This is a genomic window from Guyparkeria halopsychrophila (assembly GCF_044582135.1).
Lineage (GTDB): Bacteria > Pseudomonadota > Gammaproteobacteria > Halothiobacillales > Halothiobacillaceae > Guyparkeria.
On record NZ_JBDODP010000025.1, the window covers coordinates 1 to 21,094 of the forward strand.

Genomic DNA, 21,094 nt, shown 5'->3' on the forward strand with positions numbered 1-21,094 from the left:
CTGATGCGCCGCTGCCTATTTGACACGGGGCCCCGAACGCGACAGATGCTGGACAACCACGGACCGTCAGATCGACGGAAAACACCGCTTGCGTTCACGCCCGAATGGTTTACTGTCAAACGGATGAAGGCTCCGATCGTTGCCCGGCACAAAGCCGTTCCGGCGAGCTCGCTTCCTTCATTCGACCGGGGTGGATGCGTGCTGAACACCCCGGCCGGTCGCCAGATCAGCACGGTTTTGAGAGTTTGTTTTCGAGATGATCAATATTTACGTGGGCAACCTGCCCTACTCCCAGGATGACCAAGGCCTCCAGGCCGCCTTCGAAGCCTTCGGCGAAGTCAAATCCGCCAAGGTGATCAAGGACATGGCCACCGGTCGTTCCAAGGGCTTCGGCTTTGTCGAGATGACCGACAAGGACGCCGGCATGCAGGCCATCGAAGCGCTCAACGATACCGACATGGATGGCCGCACCGTCCGTGTCAACGAAGCGCGTCCGCGCGAGCGTACCAACGACGGCGGCGGTTTCGGTTCGCGTTACTGAGACTCTCCCGGGAGATGACGAAAAGCCGGCCATTGGCCGGCTTTTTTGTTTTTGGATGATCCGGTGGCCGGCAATCGCCGGTAGCCGTTCAGTCGGGATCGGCAACCGCCGATTGCCGCGGCAGTCGGGGATAACGGTAGAGGTCGAATCGCCCCGCACCGATCAACGACTCGGCCTCAACCCCCGGCACCTCGAAGGCCAGCGAGTACAAGGCACCCCCTTCGGGCAACTCGCGCTGGCACTTGCGCCAGATGCGCAACATCGGCTCGGGTGAAAGGAAGGTGAACACCGCATCCTGATCGCGCCAGGACGCCCGCCAGAAATCACGGAATATCACCCGGCAATTCGATAGCTGACGACAGCGCCACCAAGCCACCAGATAGAGCAACGGTGCGGTCTCAAAGCCGGTGAATTGCGTCTCGGGGAAACGCCTCGCCAAGGCCGTGATCACGTGGCCGTCTCCACAGCCCACATCGGCGAGTTGGCGAATACCGCGTTCCCGGATTTCCACGTCCAATGCGTCCATGACGGCCGTGCCCGAGCGATAAAGCGGCACCCGGTGGCGAATGGCATTGAACTGAACCAGCAGCAAGACCACGGCTGCGGCAAGGAACCAGCCCGGGTGAATCTGTAGCCCACCCCACATGACCAGCGGGGCTACCAGCAACACACCACGCCACCAGGGCTCCAACAGGCGCCACCCCATCAGCATGGCCAGCACGCCGGCGAGCAACGCGATCAGCCACGCGTCCGGCATTCCGCCCTGCCACTGCGTCCAGGCCCGCGCGATCAGGAGACTCGCCAATATCGCGAGCGCCAGAACGGCGAACCCGATCAGCAGGGCCAGGTGGCGACGCATGGTGAGGTTATGGACTGGTGTCGGGGTCGGTCGGGGTGCCGGCCTCAGGGGTATCGATCACCCCGGCTCCCTGGCCCGATGCACCCATCGGCCCGTCGAGGAGATCCTCGACATTCATCCCGCCCTCTCGGGACGGCTCCAGTATCCGTCGGGTCGCGGATTCCTTCATGACCGTCATAGAGATCCGGCGGTTCTGCGGATCGAGCGGATCGCCGTCAACGAACGGCAGCGCATCCGCCATGCCAATAACCTGCAGGAACTTGTCTGGATGGTAGCCGTATTCCGCCAGCGATCGCCGGGCCGAATTGGCGCGCTCGGCGGACAGCTCCCAGTTGCTTCGCTCTTCCCGGTCGAAGGGACGCGCGTCGGTGTGGCCTTCGATCGACAGGCGATTGGGCATCTCGTTAAGTACCGGCGCGAGCGACTGCAGGATCTCGTTGGCATAGCCTTGCAGGTCGTCCGAGCCCAACTCGAACATCGGCCGGTTTTCCTTGTCGATGATCTGGATACGCAGCCCATCGCGGGTGATGTCGAGCTTTATCTGATCCTTGTAGGCCTTGAGTGCCGGGTCGACCTCGATCAATGATTCCAGGCGCTCCTTGAGCTCTTCGATCTGTTCACGCTCCAGTGCCTCGATCTGCTCCTGGATCTGTTCTTCGGTCATCTTGGATGGATCGGCCGTCTTGTCCTCGGATTGGGTATCGCGCTTTTCGGGCGTGGGCTTGTCACCCGCCTGCACCTGTCCTTCCCGGCGAGTGAGACCGTCACCGCCGCCGTCGATCAGGCTCTCGCTCATGCCCGCGCTGCTACCGCCTTCCAGGGTGACCTTGGTCGGGTTCGCGAAGTACTCCGAGATGCCCTTGAGCTCCTCCTCGCCCATGGAGCCCAGCAGCCACATGAGCAGGAAGAAGGCCATCATCGCGGTCACGAAATCGGCATAGGCGATCTTCCACGCCCCGCCGTGATGACCGCCGTGCCCCTTCTTGATCTTCTTGATGACGATCTGCTGGTTTTGATCCGGTTGTTCGGCCACCGTGTTTCTACTCCGTGCTCAACCGGTTCACTTGTTTTCCTTGAGGAACGTCTCGAGTTCCGTAAAGCTCGGTCGGTCCGAGGAAAACAACACCTTGCGACCGAACTCGACGGCCACCTGCGGCGGATAGCCGTTCATGAACGCAATCAATGCAGCCTTGATGCTTTGCTGGTACTTGGTCGAGTCGTTGATCTTGTGTTCGAGGTTGTTCGCTACCGGATTGACGAAGGCGTAGGCCGCGAGAATACCGAGGAAGGTCCCCACCAGGGCCGCGGCGATCAGCTTGCCGAGCTCCGAGGGCGGCAGATGCACCGACTCGAGGGTGTGCACCACCCCGAGTACTGCCGCGACGATACCGAAAGCCGGCAGGGCCTCGCCCAACTTGGCGATCGCTGAACGAGGCAGATCGGCCTCTTCGTGGTGGGTGTCGATGTCCAAGTCCATCAGGTTGTCGATCTGGTGCACATCCAGCGTGCTCGACACCATCAGCCGCAGGTAATCGGTGATGAACTCGACGGTGTGGTGATCCTTCATCACCGTAGGCGCACTGTTGAACAGCTCGCTGTTTTCGGGGTCGTCGATGTCCTCCTCGATCGCCATCAATCCCTCCTTGCGCGCCCGGGTGAAGATCGTGTACAGAAGCGCAAGCGTTTCCATGTTGAGCTTCTTGCCATGACGCGAGCCTCTAAAGGCCGTGCCGAAACCACCCATCGTGGCCTTGAGGGTTTTTGGCGAGTTACCTGCCACCAGCGCCGCAGCGGCGGACCCGAAGATAATCAGGTACTCGATCGGCTGGTACAGAATGATCAGGTGCCCACCGGCGAGCATGAACCCGCCAATCACACTCGCCAGCACCACCAGCCAGCCAATTGCAACCATCATGGTGTAACTGTCTCCAAATCTTGGCTCGTTATTATTTTATTTCAATGCCTTGCCAGCGATTTCGGCGAGATCGGGCGAGCAATCGGCCCGATCCAGCATGCGCTCAAGCTCGCCTCGCATCCGATCGGCACGACCGCCATCGTAACGACGCCAGCGGCTGAACACCGTCGCCATTCGGGCAGCGATCTGCGGGTTGAAACCATCGATCTCAATGATCTTGTCGGCAACCCAGCGATATCCTGAACCCGTCGACGCATGAAACGCGACCGGGTTGGCCCGCGAGAACGTCCCCACCAACGAACGTACCCGGTTCGGATTGCGTATCGAGAACGCCGGATTCGCCTCGAGCGCCGCCAGTGTTTCGGTATCGCCCGGTTCGACGATCCGCGCTCGCAAGGCCAGCCATTTGTCCATCACCAACGGGTCATCCTTCCACTCGTCGGCGAACGACTCGAGCGCCTCTTCTCGCTCGGTGCTTGCACGCAGCGAAAGGGCCGTCAGGGCGTTGAAACGCTCGGTCATGTTGTCGGCTTCACGGAGCTGCTCGGCTGCCAGGCGACGCCACGCCGGATGATCCAGCGCGTTGAGGTAAGACAACGCCTGCGCACGCAAGGCCCGACGCCCCACATCGACGCCATCGAAGCGGTAGCCGCCCTCGACGGCCAGCTTCTCGAACGCCAGTACCAGCGTCTGCGACCACTCGTTAGCCAGTTGCGCGCGGAGTTCGTTTCGGGCCCGGTGAATGGCCTCCACCGGGACGTCCTGCGTGAACTGTTCGGCGATGTAATTCTCGCTGGGCAACGCCAGGCACTCGGCGACAAAACGCGGATCGGCTCCTCCCTGCGTGCTCACCGCCGAATGCGCCAATTTGCCAAAGGCCTCGCTAAGACCCTTCGGCAACTCGGATTCCGGCCATTCACCGTGTTCCTCGGCGTCTCGTACCCGACCGACCAATGTCTTCATCACCAGGCGCTGATAGGCATCCCAACGATTGAATTCATCGGTATCCGCACCGGCGAGAAGCGCAAGATCGCGCTCGTCGTAGTCGTGCTCGATCTTGACCGGCGCGGTGAAGCCACGATTGAGCGAGAGGACCGGCAGGCTGGCGCCCGTCGGCAGGGAGAAACGACGGGATTCCCGTTTCTGCGACAGCACCACGGTCAAGGCCGAGTTGCCGTCACCATCCGGTCCCCCGAGTGCGACGGGGTGGCCTTCCGGATCGAAGCCCGCCAGACCGATCGGAATCAAAAACGGCTCGTCATCGTCCTGACCGGCGACCGCGGGCACTTCCTGTCGGAAATCGATCACCAGCTCGTCACCTTCCAGACGCTTTCTCACGTGCACGATCGGCGTGCCCGCCCGGTCATACCAACGGCGGAACTGGGCGGCATCGAAATCCGCCTGTTCGGCCATGACATCGATGAAGTCCTCGATGGTGACCGCCTGACCATCGAAACGCTCGAAGTAGCGATCAGTACCGCGGCGAAACGCGTCCCAACCGAGCAGGTTGTGCCACATCCGCACCACTTCTGCACCCTTGTTGTAGACGGTCGCGGTGTAGAAGTTGTTGATCTGCTCGTATTCCTTGGGCTGCACCGGGTGCGCCTGCGGGCCGGCATCCTCGGGGAACTGCACCTGGCGGAGCAAATTGACCTCCTCGATGCGCTTGACCGCGCGCGAGCCCATGTCCGCCGAGAACTCCTGGTCACGGAATACGGTGAAGCCTTCCTTGAGCGACAGCTGGAACCAGTCGCGGCAGGTGACTCGGTTGCCGGACCAGTTGTGGAAGTATTCGTGCGCAACGACCGACTCGATGCCCTCGTAGTCATGGTCGGTGGCGGTTTCCGATCGAGCCAGGATGAACTTGGAGTTGAAGACATTCAGCCCCTTGTTCTCCATCGCGCCCATGTTGAAGTCGTCGACGGCGACGATATTGAACACGTCCAGATCGTACTCCCGGCCGTAGGTCTCCTCGTCCCAGGCCATCGACTTGATCAACGAGCGCATCGCGTGGTCGCAACGATCGATATTGTGGGGCTCCACGTAGATCCCCAGATCGATCGTCCGGCCCGAACAGGTCGTGAACTGATCGTGGATCGACTTCAAGTGACCGGCGACCAGCGCGAACAGGTAGGACGGCTTGGGGTGCGGATCTTCCCAGACGGCCAGGTGGCGGCCGTCGTCGAGGTCACGGGACTCGACCGGGTTGCCGTTACTGAGCAGTACCGGGCAGCTCGCCTTGTCGGCAATCAGCGTCACCCGGTAACAACTGAGCACGTCAGGCCGATCGGGGAAGTACGTGATCCGACGGAAGCCTTCTGCCTCGCACTGGGTGCAGAAATTCCCGGACGACTGGTAGAGCCCGTCGAGCGTGGTGTTGTCGATCGGATCCACGCGGCAGACCAAGGTCAAGCGGCACTGGTCCGGCAAACCCGTGATCGACAGGCCGTCGGCGTGCTTTTCGAACTGCTCCTTGGCCAGCGGCTTGCCGTCCAGCGCAATCGACTCGAGCGTCAGCTCGTCGCCGTCCAGCCACAACGGCTCGTCGTGAGCCCCGTTGCGACGGACGGTCAGCGTCGACTCCACCCGGGTGCCGCGGGCGGCAAGCTCGAAGGTCAGGTCGACATGGTCAATCAGGTAATTTGGCGGGCGGTAGTCGGCGAGGCGGACGATGTGCGCGTGGCGTTCGGTCATAGTGGCCTTGTAGATAACAGCGAAAACAGGGTTTCAAGTCTCGTGAGCATATCAGGAACCGAATGAATTCCGTGCCCGAGGTCACCGAGCAATGCCCCCAAAGCAATGACTCTGGCCATCAGGCATAATGCGCCGGTTCCGAATTGGGTGGTCTTGCCACCGGTTCGTCAATCCGCCAATCGTTTATCGGAGTCGCCGACGCCATGCTCTTTTCCCAGATTGCCGCCTTCGACCTGGCCGACTGGCCCGAACCGTCGCTGGATACGCTATCCGAACAGCTGGCCGAGAAGCGCTTTGCCCCCACCCTGTCGCAGCAGGTCGAATCCATGGGCTGGGCCCCGGTGATCGCCGAAGCGCTTGCCATCGAAACCGACGGGGCCTTTGGCTTGTTGTTCCGCCGCGAGGAACGGGCCGTCCCGCCGCGGGTGATTCAGGACCACGCGGCCAAGAAACTGGCTGCGGAGGCCGGCGAGCGCGAACCTTCCCGCGATGAGCTGCGCCAGGCCCGCGAGAATGCCCTGTTGGAGCTGTTGCCGCAGGCCTTCCCCCGACAGGCCGAAACCCGGTTGATTATCGACGCGCGCAACAAGCAGGCGTGGCTCGCCAACGCCGGCGAAAAGCGCAACAGCCAGATCAACTCCTTGCTGCGCGAGACGCTGGGCCAATGGCGCGTCACCCCGGCGTTCGGCTCCGAAGAACACGGCAGCCGGCTGTCGCGCTGGTTGCTCGAGGGCCCGCCGGCCGGATTCGAGCTGGGGGACTCGGCCAAGCTGCTCGAACCGCGAGACGGCGGCAGCATCACGGTCACCCGACTGGGGCTGCCCGACGAGAACGTCCTCGCCCATCTGCGCGACGGCATGACGGTCGAACAACTCGAACTCGTCTGGCGTGATCGACTGCGCTTTACCATCCGGGCCGACGGTGCCCTGACCAAGGTCAAGGCACTCGATACCCTCGATGACGAGTTCGACGACGATGGCCTGGACGATCCCGCCATGCGTCTCGAGGCCGAGCAACGCCTGACCCTGGACGTACTGCGAGAGCTGACCCGCGTGCTGCACGAGGCCCTGGCACGCCCCGAGGCCACCAACTGAGCGACACAAGCAACCGGAGCGGCTCGCCGGAAACGCTCCGGCGCAAGCGCGGGCCACATTTGGCTCGCCCCGCCCCCGATCGCATAATCACGAACCAACCCGTTGCAGTCGGGCATGCCAGCCCGCCTCGACCAACCGATTTTGACAGGAACGCGCATGACTGACTCTGCCCAAGCCGCCTTCGCCCTGACCGCCGTGTCGCCGCTCGACGGCCGCTATGCCCGCCATACCCGCGCACTGACCGAGTGTTTCAGCGAATACGCGTTGATCAAGTCTCGCGTGCTGGTGGAAGTCGAATGGTTCAAGGCACTGGCCGACGAGCCGAAGATCGCCGAGGTGCCGGCGTTGAACGACGAGGACCGTGCCTCGCTCGATGCCATTGCCTCGGAGTTCACGGTCGAGTCGGCAATGCGCGTCAAGGAATTCGAGGCCACCACCAACCACGACGTCAAGGCGGTCGAGTACTTCCTCAAGGAGCAGGTCGCCGATCACCCTCGCCTGGCCACGATCAGCGAATTCTTTCACTTCGCCTGCACCTCCGAGGACATCAACAACCTCGCCTATGGCCTGATGCTCAAGCAGGCCCGCGAGGATGTCGTCCTGCCGGAGATCGACGGGCTGATCGACACGCTGCGCAAGATGGCACATGAATGGGCCGCGGTCTCGATGCTGTCGAGGACCCACGGCCAGCCCGCCTCGCCGTCGACCATCGGCAAGGAAATCGCCAACGTGGTCGCCCGCCTCGAGCGCCAGCGCGGGCAGATCGCCGAGGTCAAGCTGATGGGCAAGATCAACGGCGCGGTGGGCAACTTCAACGCCCACCTGGCCGCCTACCCGGAGGTCGATTGGCCGGGCTTCTCCAAGCGCTTTGTCGAAGGGCTGGGGCTGACCCACAACGCCTATACCATCCAGATCGAGCCGCACGATTACATCGCCGAGCTGTTCGACGCGATCGAGCGGGCCAACACCATCCTGATCGATTTCGCCCGCGATATCTGGGGCCAGATTGCGCTGGGCCACTTCAAGCAACGCCTGGTCGAGGGCGAAGTCGGCTCGTCGACCATGCCGCACAAGGTCAACCCGATCGACTTCGAGAATGCCGAGGGCAACCTGGGCGTGGGCAACGCGGTCATGGGGCACCTAGCGCGCAAGCTGCCAATCAGCCGCTGGCAACGCGACCTGACCGACTCCACCGTGCTGCGCACCCTGGGCGTCGGCATCGGTCACTCGCTAATCGCCTATCGCTCGCTTGCCAAGGGCCTGTCCAAGCTTGAGATCAACGCCGACCAGCTGGCCGCGGAGCTCGACGGTAACTGGGAGGTGCTCGGCGAGGCCATCCAGACGGTGATGCGCCGCCACGGCGTGGAAAAACCCTACGAGAAGCTCAAGGCACTCACCCGTGGCCAGCGGGTCGACGGCCCGGCCATGCGCGCCTTCATCGAGGGCATCGGCGAACTGCCGCCCGAGGCACGCGAGCGGCTCGCCGCGATGGCGCCGGGAGACTATGTCGGCAATGCCAAGGAGATGGCCGAACGCATCTGAACCCCGGACATCCGCATCAGAGACAAGCGGATGCCTTAGTTCACTGGAAGGCATGGTCCCGAACGGATGCCACCATCAATGGCAATCGGTATTGCGCACAATGCGAAAAGTCCGCACTGTTGCGCAGAGCGCCACGGAATGACGTCCAGCGACTGGCATTGAGGGACTAATTGGGAGAAGCCGGCATGACCTTGCCCGAGAACTGGAGCGAGTACCTGCTCGATCACCCGTTGCCTGTCCGGCGGGAGATCCATCAGGGCATGTGCCGGGAACTGCTCAACGAATCGCCCGATTTCCCCCGGCTAGTCGGCTGGCTGCGGCGTGATCCGGCTGCCGCCAGCATGGTGCTCGGGGCAGCCGCCAGCGGACAACGTAAGCGTGAACGCAGCGCACCGCACAATCTCGAGCACGCCCTCTCGCTGCTGGGCAGCAACTGGGCGAGAAACCAGTTGCCGCAACTCCCGATTCTCGAAAACACCCTGACCGACGAGGTGCAGCGGGCCGGCTATCTCGCCGCCTCCTCTCGCGCCATCCGCGCCGCTCGGCTCACCGAGACCTGGTTGATCGAACGCCGCGAAACCGGTTACGAAATGGTGACGGTCGCCGCCCTGCTCCATAACCTGGTCGAACTCGCCCTATGGCGAGATGCGCCGGAGCTTGCACGCCAGGCACTGGCGATCGCGCGCAAACACTTGATCGATTCCAGCCGAGAACAGGTCGATGGCAGCAAAATCGAACCCTGCTTTTCGTTGGGCCGCGCCTTCGATGTGGTGCTTGATCAAGCCGGCATCGATATGAGCGGCTTGGAGACGGCACTGACTGAACGGTACTACCTACCGGTCATGCTCCTGGCCGAAGAAGCCAGCATCCCGGTTCTCGGTGCGCATCATCAATCCATCCTCGTTCTCGCCCGCAGGCTCGCCTTTGCCAGTGAATTCGGCTGGTACCACGCCGTGATCCAACGATTGACGGTCACTATTGCCGAACAACTCCACCGATCCCCGCAGGCCGCCTGGCGCGTGACGGTAAAAAAGACCCTTGCCGACGCCCGTGAATTCGCCCAGATCCCGCTCTACCACCCCGGTCACATGCTCGTTCAACAGGCCGACGGTCGCGACCTGCTCTGGCCACTGACAGCCGATTACGGGCTCGATGACGACGATAACGGGTGCCACGCCACTAGTTCTGCCACTGATTCGGCCAGTGACACGGCCAGTGCGAAAACCACCGCGACTGGCATCACCCCTGGCACCACCCCGGGGCGACAACTGGGCGATACCATCCGCCAATTGAGTCGGCTCGCTGGCGTCGAGGAGATCGCGCTCTACGAAAACGGCGAGGACAGCCTGTCGAAGCGTCGCTTTCACTGGAGTCGCTCCGGCGACGTCACGCTTCCAGAACAACTGGCATTGCGCCAGTTTCCGTTGCTGTCCCGGCTCCAGTCGCGGCTGGAAACGCTGGGAATCGATGCGCAGAATCGGGAGCGCCTCACCCCTCACCTCGCGCCGAACCTGGATCAGGCCGCACGATCAGGTCTCGTGATCGCCCCGCTGGCCGTTGACGGCACGTTGATCTCGACGCTGTTTGTCCGCGGCCCGCAGGGCGAGCAACAGCGAGAGGTCATGGCAGCACTGGACCAAACCTGACGGCGTTACCCACACGCATCTCCGGCGCCATCTACCCCGCCAGTCGCGAGAGCGCCCAATGAATGTGTCGATCGACCTGATCGCCCGCCTCACCCAGTCCGTCACGCAATCCCGCCACCGCGGCCGGGATGCGCGAGTGCCCCGGCGGCAGGTTGCCCAGGGCCACGGCCAGGTTGCGCCGCCAACGACGCCAGCCGATTCGCCGAATGGCCGACCCTTCCGTGCGCGCCAAGAACGTTGGTTCATCCCAGCCGAACAACTCGACCAGGTCCGGGGCGTCCAACCCCTGCCTGGCATGAAAGTCCGCGTCATTGGTCGTCCGGGCAAATCGATTCCAGGGGCAGACCAACTGGCAGTCATCGCAGCCGTAGATCCGGTTGCCCATCAGTGGGCGCAGCGATTCGGGAATGTCGTCGTGCGACTCGATGGTGAGATAGGAAATGCAGCGGCGCGCGTCGACCACGCCGTCGGCAATAATCGCCCCGGTCGGGCAGACATCGAGGCAGGCCGTGCAACGGCCGCAATGCGGCTGCACGGGTTCGTCGACCGGCAGGTCCATGTCGAGAAAGAGAGCGCCGAGGAAGAACCACGATCCGCCGGACCGATTGAGTACCAGCGAGTGCTTGCCTTTCCAGCCCACCCCGGCACGCTCGGCCAGGCCGGTTTCGTAGACCGGCGCAGAGTCACAGAACGCCCGGTACGTGAACGGCCCGATCTCCTCGCTGATCCGCTGGGCCAGTTGCGCCAGGCGTTTGCGCACCAGCTTGTGGTAATCCCGCCCCAGCGCGTATCGGCTCACATAGCCCAAGGACGGCTCGCCCAGGACTTGCGACGGGCCGAGGGATTCGGGCGGCAGATAGTCCCGTGTGACCATCAGCACCCGACGGGTGCCGGGGACCAGTTCCTCGGGATGAAAACGCATCAGGCCGTGACGTTGGAAAAAACCCATGGTGCCGGCGTTCCCGTCCGCGAGCCAGCGTTCAAAACCCGCCTCGTAGGCCGACAGGTCGGTATCGGTCACCCGGGCCTCGGTAAAGCCCAACTCGGCCGCCCACTCCTGAATTGATTCCTTGAGTCGTTCCGGCGTGGTCTGGGTCGTCATGTGCTGCGGTTCGCTCATCCCGCCAGGCGCTCGCCGAGCAACATGCCACCGCGCGCCGCCATCAGACAGAGGATGACGGTCGCCACCACATACAGTCCCGCCGAGAGCCACGCCTGACGTTGCATCAGGGCCAACGTGTCGATGGAGAACGCGGACATGGTGGTAAACGCCCCGAGAAAGCCGGTCAGAATCGCAAGCCGGTACTCGATCGGCAACTGCCAGCGGGTCAGCAGCCACACCCCGAGAAAGCCCATCAGTCCCGAGCCAATCACGTTGACGCTCAGCGTGCCCCAGGGGAAGGTACGCCCGCCGAACTGCGTGATCGCGGCGGTCAGGCCATAGCGGGCCATGGCGCCAAGTCCTCCGGCCAATCCAATCAATAGATACAGTTTCATTCCAACCAGCATTCCCTAACGCAAACGGCCAAACGATCGAGGCGGCGATAAACCGCAAGCGGGGTATCGGCGACGGGCTCAACACGCCCGACGCCGCGTGTCTGGCTCGGCCGTGAGGTTATCACGCTCGATTGCCCCTCTTGGTACACCCCATCAGTCAAAACGCGATTCCAGGCCACCGCCTCGGGCGGGCAATCCTTGCAACCGTGGGCAAGTGTCCTAAGCTCCGTTGCAGACCGGCAAGGCAGGCAAAGGGCAGTGGTTTTGAAACCCCGAGCCCCTTGGCCGTTAAACGTTGAATATTTTCAACTCAAACACAGTCAAGGAGAACGCATGAAAAAGTTGCTACTCGCCAGTGCGATCGCAGGGCTCTCCGTGGGTCTGACCACGCCGACCATGGCGGCGGAGGACACCTATGAGCAGTATCAGGCCTCCATCGGGGAGCGCGGTGACTCAGGCGTCTCCGGCACGGCCATTTTCATTCCCCAGAATGGGGATATGACGGTCAAGCTGAACGTGGAGAACGCCGACGGCATGTCGGCCGGCCTGCACCCCGGGGTCTGTCGCTACGCCGAGGACAACGACGGCGCACCGGACCTGTTGGCCTTCGACGACACGCCGTTGTTCGAGCTCAGCGCCGTTGACGGCAACGAGTCCTCCACGACGATTGAGCTGTCCACGGAGGATCTGATGGGCGACCCTCAGTCCATTGCCATCCACGACGGCAGCACCATCGTCGCCTGCGGCAACATCCAGTAAGCCGCATCAAGCGGTCGACCAACGGACCGAAAACACGAACGCCCCGGAATCAGTCCGGGGCGTTCTTTTTGTTGAGTGGTCTTTATGGGTCCTTTGGAGACCGCCGGGCTCAACGACCGGCAACCTTGTCACGCAGATAGCACGGTACGGCCGCGTCGGCCGAGATGCGGTCATTTTCCGGCAGGCGCCGAATCAGTTCCAGTGCATCCTGGGCGTGCGGCAAGGCCTCCGGTTCGATCCGTATCACCTCAGGGCCCTCGCCGAGCGCCGGATACCGTCCGAAGCCCGTACCGCAGACGACCACGCGACTGCCCTGCATCCCCGGGAACGTCGGTTCGGACACCGCCTCGTCCAGGACCGTGATTAACTCACCCGCGTTATCCTGCCGATAGACCGCCCGGTAAATCTCGCCCATGCGGGCGTCGATCGCCACCCGCACCTCGACGTCCCGGGTGTTGTCGCCCGATTCGTCCAGCCGGCGGAAGGCCCCGGATGCCAAGCAGGCGAGCGACGAAATCCCGACCATCGGCAAGTCCCGCGCGATGGCAATGCCCTGCGCCATTGCCGTGGCAATACGCACGCCAGTGAACGATCCGGGCCCGCGCCCGAATCCGATCAGGTCCAGGTCCTCGAAATCGATCTGCGCCTGCCCCAAGAGCGCCTCGGCCATTGGCAACAGCTTTTCGGCGTGTCCCCGGGGGGCAATCTCGAAGTCGGTGACCATCCGGTCGCCAGCGATGACACCGGCGGTGCAGGCCTCCGTCGATGAATCAAGATAGAGAATATTCACACTCACCCCCGGGGTGATAAAAGCGACCGGCCGACGAACCGCCTGGCGACGCGATCACGTGTCGACCGTTATTTTTGGCGGGATTCTATCGGAAACCGAAGCTGACTGGAGAGGTGAAAGTTGCCGGGACGCCAGGGAGGGACTCAGCCTCCCTCACCGCCGTTCTGATCGGCGGTCCAGTGCTGGCGAATCTCGTCGAGAAGCCAGCGGGTGGAGCCGTCGAAATCATCGTCCGGCAGGTCGCTACCCACGAACGGCTCGAGCTCGTTCGCCATCTGCTTGCCCAGCTCCACCCCCCACTGGTCGAAGGAGTCGATCTGCCACACCGCCCCGGCCACGAACACCCGATGTTCGTAGAGGGCGAGCAGGGCACCGACCGCCTCCGGGGTCATCTGCGGGAACAGGATGGTGTTGGACGGCTGCCCCCCCGGACAGACCCGGTGCGGGGCAATCTGCTCGATGGTTGCCTCGTCGGCCCCTTCGGCTCGCATCTGCGCCTCGACGTCCTCGCGGCTGCGTCCCAGCATCAATGCCCGACTCTGGGCGACCAGGTTGGCGAGCAGTTGCTGTTGCTGGCTACCGATCGGGGAATGGGTGCGGATCGCGCTGATGAAATCCGACGGGATCAGGCGGGTGCCCTGATGCAGCAACTGGTAGAACGCATGCTGGCCGTTGGTGCCCAGGCCGCCCCACAGCACCGCGCTGGTATGCGAATCGACCGGTTGGCCATCGATCCGGACACGCTTGCCGTTGGACTCCATCATCACCTGCTGGAGGTGCGCGGGCAGAAAGCCGAGACGGGTCCCATAGGGGAATATGGCCAACGAGTCCGAGCCGAGGAAATCGGCATTCCAGACGTCGATCAGGCCAAGAATCAGTGGCAGGTTGTCCCGACCCGTGTTCAGCCGGAAGTGCTCGTCGAGGGCATGCGCCCCGTCGAGCAATTGCTTGAAACGATCCATGCCCAGATACAGGGCGATCGGCAACCCGATCGCCGACCACAGCGAATACCGGCCGCCGACCCAGTCCCAGATGGGGAACATGTTGTCCGGGTCGATACCGAAGTCGCGCACGCGCTCGGTGTTGGTGGAAACCGCGACAAAATGCTTCTTGATCGCCTCCTCGTCGGGTGCGCTTTCAAGGAACCACCGCCGGGCCGAGCGCGCATTGGCCAGCGTTTCCTGCGTGCCGAAACTCTTGGAGGAAACCACGAACAAGGTGGTTTTGGGGTCGAGCACGGCAAGCTTCGAGGCCAAATCACTGGGGGCGATATTGGAGACGAAATGCACGCCGATGCCACGATCGGCATAGGAGCCCAGTGCCCGGCACACCATCCGTGTCCCGAGATCCGAGCCGCCCACGCCGATATTCACCACGTCGGTGATCGGGTCGCCGGCGTAACCCCGCCATTCGCCCGACTGGACCGAGTCGACGAACGTTTCCATGTGATCGAGGACGGCGTTGACCTCGGGCATCACGTCTTTGCCATCGAAGCAGATCGGCCGGTTCGACCGATTGCGCAGCGCCACGTGCAGCACCGCCCGATCCTCACTGCCGTTGATGTGCACGCCGTTGAACATGTCGTCGCGCAGGGCCAAGACGCCCCGCTCATCGGCCAGGGCCAGCAGCCCGTCGATCACGTCGTCGGTGAGGCGTTGCTTGGAATAATCGATCGACAGCCCGGCTGCGTGCCCCGAAAGACGATCCGCCCGGTTGCCATCGGCCTGAAACCACTCGTTGGGGTGACGGCGCATGTGCGCCGTCGCCTTGACCTCGAGCAACTGCCAGATGGAGCTCATTCGGCCGACATAGCGTTCCTGTCGCATCAATCCTCTCCCGGAATCTTGAGGTTGTTTCGCCAACGGTGGGAATCGGCGTCAAACAGCCGATCGGCTTCCGATGGCCCCCAGCTCCCCACCGGGTACGTCGGAATATAGTCGCGCTCGACCGCCCAGTTACGCAGGATTGGATCGACCACTCGCCAGGCCCAGGACACCTCATCATACCGAAGGAAGAGCGTCTGATCGCCGTTCATCACGTCGAGGAGCAACGTGGCGTAGGCATCGAGATTGGTCGGCTTTTCCCCGGTGTAGGTGGCATCCATCTGCACCGTGCGAGTGCGCATTTCCAGCCCCTCGGTCTTGATCTGCATCTCGAACCGGAAGTTCTCCTCCGGCTGGATGCCGATCAGCAGCCAGTTGGGCGCGGTGTTGGCCACCTGGGTTTCTCGGAACAGTTGCTGCGGCGGCTCACGAAAGCGGATCGAGATCTGCGAGTGACTCTTTTTCATGCGCTTGCCGGTGCGCAGGTAGAAGGGCACATCGCGCCAGCGCCAGTTGTCGATATAGAGCTTGATGGCGGCGAATGTCTCGGTGACCGAGTCATCGGGCACCCCCGGCTCATCCAGGTAGCCGGGCACATTGGTACCACCCACCGTGCCACGCGCGTACTGGGCGCGGAACGCCTGGGCATGGACCCCCCGGTGAGAGATGGGCCGGATGCAGCGCAGCACCTTGACCTTCTCGTCACGCACCGCCTCGGCGTCCATCGAGGCCGGCGGTTCCATTGCTGTCAGTGCGAGCATCTGCATCAGGTGGCTCTGCACCATGTCGCGTAGCGCACCCGCCGAGTCGTAGTATCCGCCTCGACCTTCGATGCCCTGCTCCTCGGCGTGGGAAATCTGCACGTGGTCGATGTAGTTCCGGTTCCACAACGGCTCGAGCAGGAGGTTGGCGAACCGCATCACCATGATGTTCTGCACCGTGCCCTTGCCCAGATAGTGGTCGATGCGGAAGATCTGATGCTCATCGAAATACTGGTGCAGCAGGCCATCGAGGGCATGCGCGCTGTCGATGTCATGCCCGAAAGGTTTCTCGATCACGACGTGCCGGCAACCGAGCGTCTCGTCGGTCAATCCGCAGGCGCCGAGGTTACGACAGATGGCGCCAAAGGCGGTCGGCGAAACGGCGAAATAGAACACCACGCAGTCCGGGTATTCCGCGTGCATCAGCCGGTCAGCTAGGTTCTCGAAGCAACCGGTGTCGTTGAGATCGCCGTTATGAAAATGCAGCTTGGCAAGTAACCGTTCGATCGCGTCGTCAGAGGAACAGGCCTCCTCCGTCCTCCCTGCCAGACACAGTTGGCGCACCTCCTCGCGCCAGGTCGCGTCATCCCAGTCCCGACGACCGAAGCCGATAATGCGGCTGCTCTCGGCGAGGCGTCCCGCCACCTCCAACTGGTAGAGGGCGGGGAGCAGCTTTTCACGCGACAAGTTGCCCGTGGCACCGAAGATGACAAACGTGACTGCCCGCGGCGGTTCGCTGCGAATCGGCTTACGCATGGTGGCGGCTCCTGCCCTGTCGTGTCCTTACGCCGTGGCTCATGATTCGTCTCGGCGCTGGACCACGTGCCCACCGAAGGCGTTGCGCATCATGGCCAGCACACGGTTGCCATACCCTTCATCATCCTGGCTGGCGAAGCGCATCTGCAGGGCCAGCGTCATGACCGGAGCGGCGACACCCAGATCAATCGCCTCGATCGCCGTCCAGCGCCCCTCGCCGGAATCGGCAACGTGGGGTTGAATCGCCTCGAGTCCCTGCCCTTCCTGTTTCAGCGCGTCGGCCGTCAGGTCAAGCAACCAGCTTTGCACCACCGATCCCTCGCGCCACAACTCGGTGACCTGGGCCAGGTCGAGATCGAACTCGGATTTCTTGCGCAGCACGGCCAAGCCCTCTGCCATCGCCTGCATCATGCCGTACTCGATGCCGTTATGGATCATCTTGGTGAAGTGGCCCGAACCGGCCGGGCCAACATGCCCCCAGCCCGAATCGGGCGTCGGCGCCAGCACCCGAATGGCCGGCTCGATGAGGGCGAAACCTGCCTTCGTGCCGCCCACCATCAGGCTGTAGCCGTTCTTCAACCCCCACACGCCGCCGGAGGTGCCGCAATCGAGGAAATGCACCCCAGCGGCCTCGACTCGCTCGGCGTGCGCCATGGTCTCGGAGTAGCGCGAGTTTCCCCCGTCGACCAACACGTCACCCGGGCTCATCTGCGGCAACAGACGGTCGATCGCCTGACTGGTGATCTCACCGGCAGGCAGCATCAACCAGATCACGCGCGGGCCCTCGAGCTCGCGGAACACATCGGCCTCTTCATAGGCCGGCACGATGTGCTCTTCGTCACGCTGCAACTCGTCGATGGGCTCTCGACTACGGTTGTGCGCCACGACCGTAATGCCGCCACGCGAGAGGCGTCGCGCCATGTTTGCGCCCATGCGCCCCAGACCGAAAATCGCGAGTTTCATCAATTCATACTCCTGTACACGTGCAACGGTTTAACCGTCCAACGGTTAAAAAACGACGGATTGCCAAACAACTTTAGCTAGGGCGATCGACCGATCGCGCGCCCTGGCGGGCTTTGCCCAACCCTTGACCATGCGCCTGGATCGCCGCGGCGTCAAAGGTTGGTCGGCCTTGAAAGACACACGCCCGGTTGCAACCTCGCCATGGTGGTTGTAACAACCCATTTCACCTTGAAGGAGCAAGGTTCGCGCCATGTTGACACGCCTCACGTCGAGATCGACCCTTTCATTAGGGTAGCCAACGCCGATTCGATTTCCATGACGGCCATGGCGGGAAACAAGGAACGACGGCCAAGCACGCACACCACCCGGATCCCGCCAGGGCGGGGATTGGGGCGGAAACCGGCAAGAGAGGCCAGAAATCGCTATAATGCCCGCGATTTTGCCCGACGATCCCGACCCCTTCCCACGGGCCAACCCCAGGGTCCCCGCGGTCGGGCGGGCCACTCCGGGCCGGGGCAATCCCCGGCTCGGGGCCGCAACCATCAAGCCGCGAGAACTCATACGCGATGACGACAAGCAAAGACAAGGATAAGGCCCTGCGCGCCCGAGTGCGCCTTTTTGGCAACCTGCTCGGCGAAGTGCTCCGCGAACAAGCCGGCGAGGCGGTGTTCGACACCGTCGAGAGCCTGCGTCGTGGCTTCATCCGCCTGCGCAAAAGCTACGACCCCGAGCTCTACCGCGAGCTGATGGACGAGATCGAAGCGCTCGACGCCGACAGCCTCAACCTGGTCGTACGTGCCTATGGCCTGTACTTCAACCTCGTCAACATCGCCGAGGAAGATTACTCCCATCAGCATCGTCGCCGCCAGATCCGTCGCGGCCTGCGACTGTGGCGGGGCTCGTTTTACGACACCATCCGCGGCTTCCAACGTGAGGGCATGACCTCGGAACAGCTCCAGGGTCTGCTCGACCAACTGGTGTACATGCCGGTATTCACCGCTCACCCGACTGAAGCCAAGCGCCGCACGGTCATGGACCTCCAGCGCCGCATCTTCCTGTTGTGCGGCGAACTCGACCGCCCGGAATCCACCGGTGTCGAGCGCGAACGCCTGCTGGATGAAGTCAAATCGACCATCCTCGCCCTGCTTCGCACCAACGAGGTGCGCACGACGCGCCCCGAGGTCTCCGACGAGATCCGGCTGGGCATGTACTACTTCCGCACCTCGATCTTCGCGGCGGTGCCCAAGGCGTACCGCTATCTCGAGCGGGCCGTCAACCTCAATTACAACAACGCCAACCCGGACACGCCGATCACGGTCCCCAGCCTGTTCAAGTTCGGCTCCTGGATCGGGGGTGACCGCGACGGCAACCCCTACGTCACCCACGACGTCACCGTCCAGGCCGTTTGCCTGGCCTCCGAGACCATTCTCAAGGAATACCTGGATCGGCTCGAGACACTCAAGCGCATCCTGACCCACTCCCTGCAATTGGTGCCGGAAATCGACTGCCAGCAACTGCAGCTCAAGGACGATGCCGACGCTCTCGGCATGTTGGAGGCCAACCAGCAAAACGGCGAGTTCTTCCCCGAGGAACCCTATCGTCTGAAACTGCGTGCCATCCGCCAGCGCCTGCGCTACAACCTCGCCTACATCCACAGCGAACTCGATGGCAACCCGACCGGCCTCGACCCGCGCGCCTATCAGAGCAAGGACGCGTTCCTGGACGACCTGTACCGCCTGCGCGATTCGCTGATCGGCATCGGTGATCGCCTTCTGGCCGAGGGTGAACTCAAGGACCTGACCCGCCTGGCCGAGACGTTCGGCTGGCATCTCGTGCGACTGGATATCCGCCAGGAATCCACCGAGCACACCGAAACCGTCACCGAGATCCTCAAGCAACTGGCCCCTGAGATCGATTACGCCAACCTCGCCGAAGACGATCGCACCCGCGTGCTCGGCGAGTTGGTCGAGGCCGGCGAGCACCGGGCCGAGGCCCTCGGTGACGACGGGCTGAGCGAGAAGTCACGCGAGGTACTCAAAGTACTCGAGGTCAAGCGCCAGCTGATCGATCACATCAGCCGCGAGTGCTTTGGCACCTACGTCATCTCGATGACCCATTCGGCCAGTCACGTGATGGAGGTAATGTACCTCGCCTCGCTGACCGGCCTGGTCGGCAAGAATGACGCCGGTGACTGGTTCAGCGACATCCAGGTCTCGCCGCTGTTCGAGACCATCGAGGACCTCAAGCACATCGAGCACGTCCTGGGTACGCTGTTCGACAATACGACCTACCGGGGTCTGGTGCGCGCCTCCGGCGAACTCCAGGAAGTCATGCTCGGCTACTCCGACTCCTGCAAGGACGGTGGCTCGCTGGCCTCGGTCTGGAGCCTGTACAACGCGCAAAAGCGCGTCATCCGCCTGACCCGCAGCCACGGCATCGAGTGCCGCCTGTTCCATGGCCGAGGTGGCACGGTGGCACGCGGCGGCGGCCCGACCCACGAGTCGATCCTGTCGCTGCCGCAGGGCACCGTCGAGGGCCAGATCAAGTTCACCGAGCAGGGTGAGGTGCTGTCCTCGAAGTACAGCAACAACGAGACGGCCATCTACGAGCTGACCATGGGCGCGACCGGGCTGATGAAGGCCTCGCAGCACCAGGTCGTGGACGAGACTCCGGTGCCGGAGGAATACGAGCATGTGGTGGGCGACCTGGCTCGCTTCGGCGAGGAGGCCTATCGCGATCTCACCGACCACACGCCGTTCTTCTTCCACTATTTCCACGAAGCGACCCCGGTTCGCGAGCTGGGCCTGCTGAATATCGGGTCGCGCCCCGCCTCGCGCAAGAAAGGCGATCTCTCCAAGGCCTCGGTGCGCGCGATTCCCTGGGTGTTCGGCTGGTCGCAGTCGCGGCACACCCTGCCGGCGTGGTACGGCATGGGCTCGGCACTCAAGCGCTGGCGCGAGGAAAACCCGGGCCGCGAAGAGTTGCTTCACGAGTTGTTCGCGCAATGGCCGTTCTTCCACAGCATGCTGCGCAACACGCAGCTGTCGCTGACCAAGGGCGAGATGAACATCGCCCGTGAGTACGCCGGGTTAGTCGGCGATCAGGAGCAAGCTCAGGCGGTCTACGAGAAGATCCGGACGGAGTACGATTGTGCCGTCGAGCAGCTGCTGGAAGTTGCCCACGCCGACTCCCTGGTGGATATCGACGAGTACATCGGCACCTCGATGATGCGTCGCAACCCCTATCTGGACGTGCTCAACCACATCCAGATCACCCTGCTGTCGCGCCATCGTAACGAGAGCGTGCCGGAAGGCGATCGCGAGCAGTGGCTACCGCCCCTGCTGCGGAGCATCAACGCCATTGCCGCGGGGATGCGCAACACGGGTTGATCGAATCATCCGGCCGGTCAACCGAGGCCACCACCCGAACGCGGGCGGTGGCCTTTTCTTTGTCA

Annotated in this window: 16 protein-coding genes; 6 read left to right on the forward strand and 10 right to left on the reverse strand. The window is 63.0% G+C overall.

What is annotated here, in order from left to right; translation table 11 throughout:
- Positions 1-256 precede the first annotated feature (256 nt).
- The gene (locus ABGV18_RS10245; RefSeq protein WP_396581574.1) at positions 257-541 is read left to right on the forward strand and encodes an RNA recognition motif domain-containing protein; all 285 of its coding nucleotides are present in this window, start codon (positions 257-259) and stop codon (positions 539-541) included.
- 88 nt (positions 542-629) lie between these two features.
- Here the strand turns inward: ABGV18_RS10245 and ABGV18_RS10250 are convergent, their stop codons facing one another.
- The 4 genes from ABGV18_RS10250 to pepN are packed head-to-tail and all read right to left on the reverse strand — an operon-like array spanning position 630 to position 6,009.
- Entirely contained in the window at positions 630-1,400 is a 771-nt protein-coding gene (locus ABGV18_RS10250) for a hypothetical protein (RefSeq protein ID WP_396585950.1), read from the reverse strand.
- A 7-nt stretch (positions 1,401-1,407) separates the two neighbouring features.
- On the reverse strand, positions 1,408-2,433 hold the full coding sequence (gene motB, locus ABGV18_RS10255) for a flagellar motor protein MotB (protein WP_396585951.1): 1,026 nt from the start codon (positions 2,431-2,433) through the stop codon (positions 1,408-1,410).
- 27 nt (positions 2,434-2,460) lie between these two features.
- Positions 2,461-3,315, reverse strand: a complete 855-nt coding sequence (motA, locus tag ABGV18_RS10260) for a flagellar motor stator protein MotA (protein ID WP_396585952.1) — start codon at positions 3,313-3,315, stop codon at positions 2,461-2,463.
- A gap of 36 nt (positions 3,316-3,351) precedes the next feature.
- On the reverse strand, positions 3,352-6,009 hold the full coding sequence (gene pepN / locus ABGV18_RS10265; RefSeq protein WP_396585953.1) for an aminopeptidase N: 2,658 nt from the start codon (positions 6,007-6,009) through the stop codon (positions 3,352-3,354).
- Between the two features lie 203 nt (positions 6,010-6,212).
- Here pepN and rdgC point away from each other — a divergent pair, with 203 nt between their 5' ends.
- The 3 genes from rdgC to ABGV18_RS10280 all read left to right on the forward strand — a co-directional run bounded on the left by rdgC (position 6,213) and on the right by ABGV18_RS10280 (position 10,291).
- Positions 6,213-7,103 (forward strand): recombination-associated protein RdgC, encoded by an 891-nt coding sequence (gene rdgC / locus ABGV18_RS10270; protein WP_396585954.1) that lies wholly within the window; start codon positions 6,213-6,215, stop codon positions 7,101-7,103.
- A gap of 156 nt (positions 7,104-7,259) precedes the next feature.
- Complete coding sequence (gene purB, locus ABGV18_RS10275; protein ID WP_396585955.1) at positions 7,260-8,645, forward strand: adenylosuccinate lyase; 1,386 nt, start codon at positions 7,260-7,262, stop codon at positions 8,643-8,645.
- Positions 8,646-8,830: 185 nt separating this feature from the next.
- Entirely contained in the window at positions 8,831-10,291 is a 1,461-nt protein-coding gene (locus ABGV18_RS10280; RefSeq protein ID WP_396585956.1) for an HDOD domain-containing protein, read from the forward strand.
- Positions 10,292-10,322: 31 nt separating this feature from the next.
- Here ABGV18_RS10280 and queG read toward each other — a convergent pair whose 3' ends face one another.
- Positions 10,323-11,411, reverse strand: coding sequence for a tRNA epoxyqueuosine(34) reductase QueG (gene queG, locus ABGV18_RS10285; RefSeq protein WP_396585957.1), 1,089 nt, complete (start codon positions 11,409-11,411; stop codon positions 10,323-10,325).
- Complete coding sequence (crcB, locus tag ABGV18_RS10290) at positions 11,408-11,788, reverse strand: fluoride efflux transporter CrcB (RefSeq protein WP_396585958.1); 381 nt, start codon at positions 11,786-11,788, stop codon at positions 11,408-11,410. Before crcB ends, queG begins: the two co-directional genes overlap by 4 nt.
- 333 nt (positions 11,789-12,121) lie before the next feature.
- Here crcB and ABGV18_RS10295 point away from each other — a divergent pair, with 333 nt between their 5' ends.
- Complete coding sequence (locus ABGV18_RS10295; protein WP_396585959.1) at positions 12,122-12,547, forward strand: hypothetical protein; 426 nt, start codon at positions 12,122-12,124, stop codon at positions 12,545-12,547.
- 109 nt (positions 12,548-12,656) lie between these two features.
- On the opposite strand, the gene tsaB is transcribed toward ABGV18_RS10295, so the two are convergent.
- The 4 genes from tsaB to gnd form a co-directional block, all read right to left on the reverse strand.
- Positions 12,657-13,337, reverse strand: coding sequence for a tRNA (adenosine(37)-N6)-threonylcarbamoyltransferase complex dimerization subunit type 1 TsaB (gene tsaB, locus ABGV18_RS10300; RefSeq protein ID WP_396585960.1), 681 nt, complete (start codon positions 13,335-13,337; stop codon positions 12,657-12,659).
- 143 nt (positions 13,338-13,480) lie between these two features.
- Entirely contained in the window at positions 13,481-15,163 is a 1,683-nt protein-coding gene (gene pgi, locus ABGV18_RS10305; protein WP_396585961.1) for a glucose-6-phosphate isomerase, read from the reverse strand.
- Positions 15,163-16,677 (reverse strand): glucose-6-phosphate dehydrogenase, encoded by a 1,515-nt coding sequence (zwf, locus tag ABGV18_RS10310; protein WP_396585962.1) that lies wholly within the window; start codon positions 16,675-16,677, stop codon positions 15,163-15,165. Before zwf ends, pgi begins: the two co-directional genes overlap by 1 nt.
- 39 nt (positions 16,678-16,716) lie before the next feature.
- Complete coding sequence (gene gnd / locus ABGV18_RS10315) at positions 16,717-17,643, reverse strand: phosphogluconate dehydrogenase (NAD(+)-dependent, decarboxylating) (RefSeq protein WP_396585963.1); 927 nt, start codon at positions 17,641-17,643, stop codon at positions 16,717-16,719.
- Positions 17,644-18,206: 563 nt separating this feature from the next.
- Between gnd and ppc the strand changes: the two genes are divergently transcribed.
- Positions 18,207-21,029: a phosphoenolpyruvate carboxylase gene (gene ppc / locus ABGV18_RS10320; protein WP_396585964.1), complete on the forward strand. Its 2,823-nt coding sequence runs from the start codon at positions 18,207-18,209 to the stop codon at positions 21,027-21,029.
- Positions 21,030-21,094: the final 65 nt, after the last annotated feature.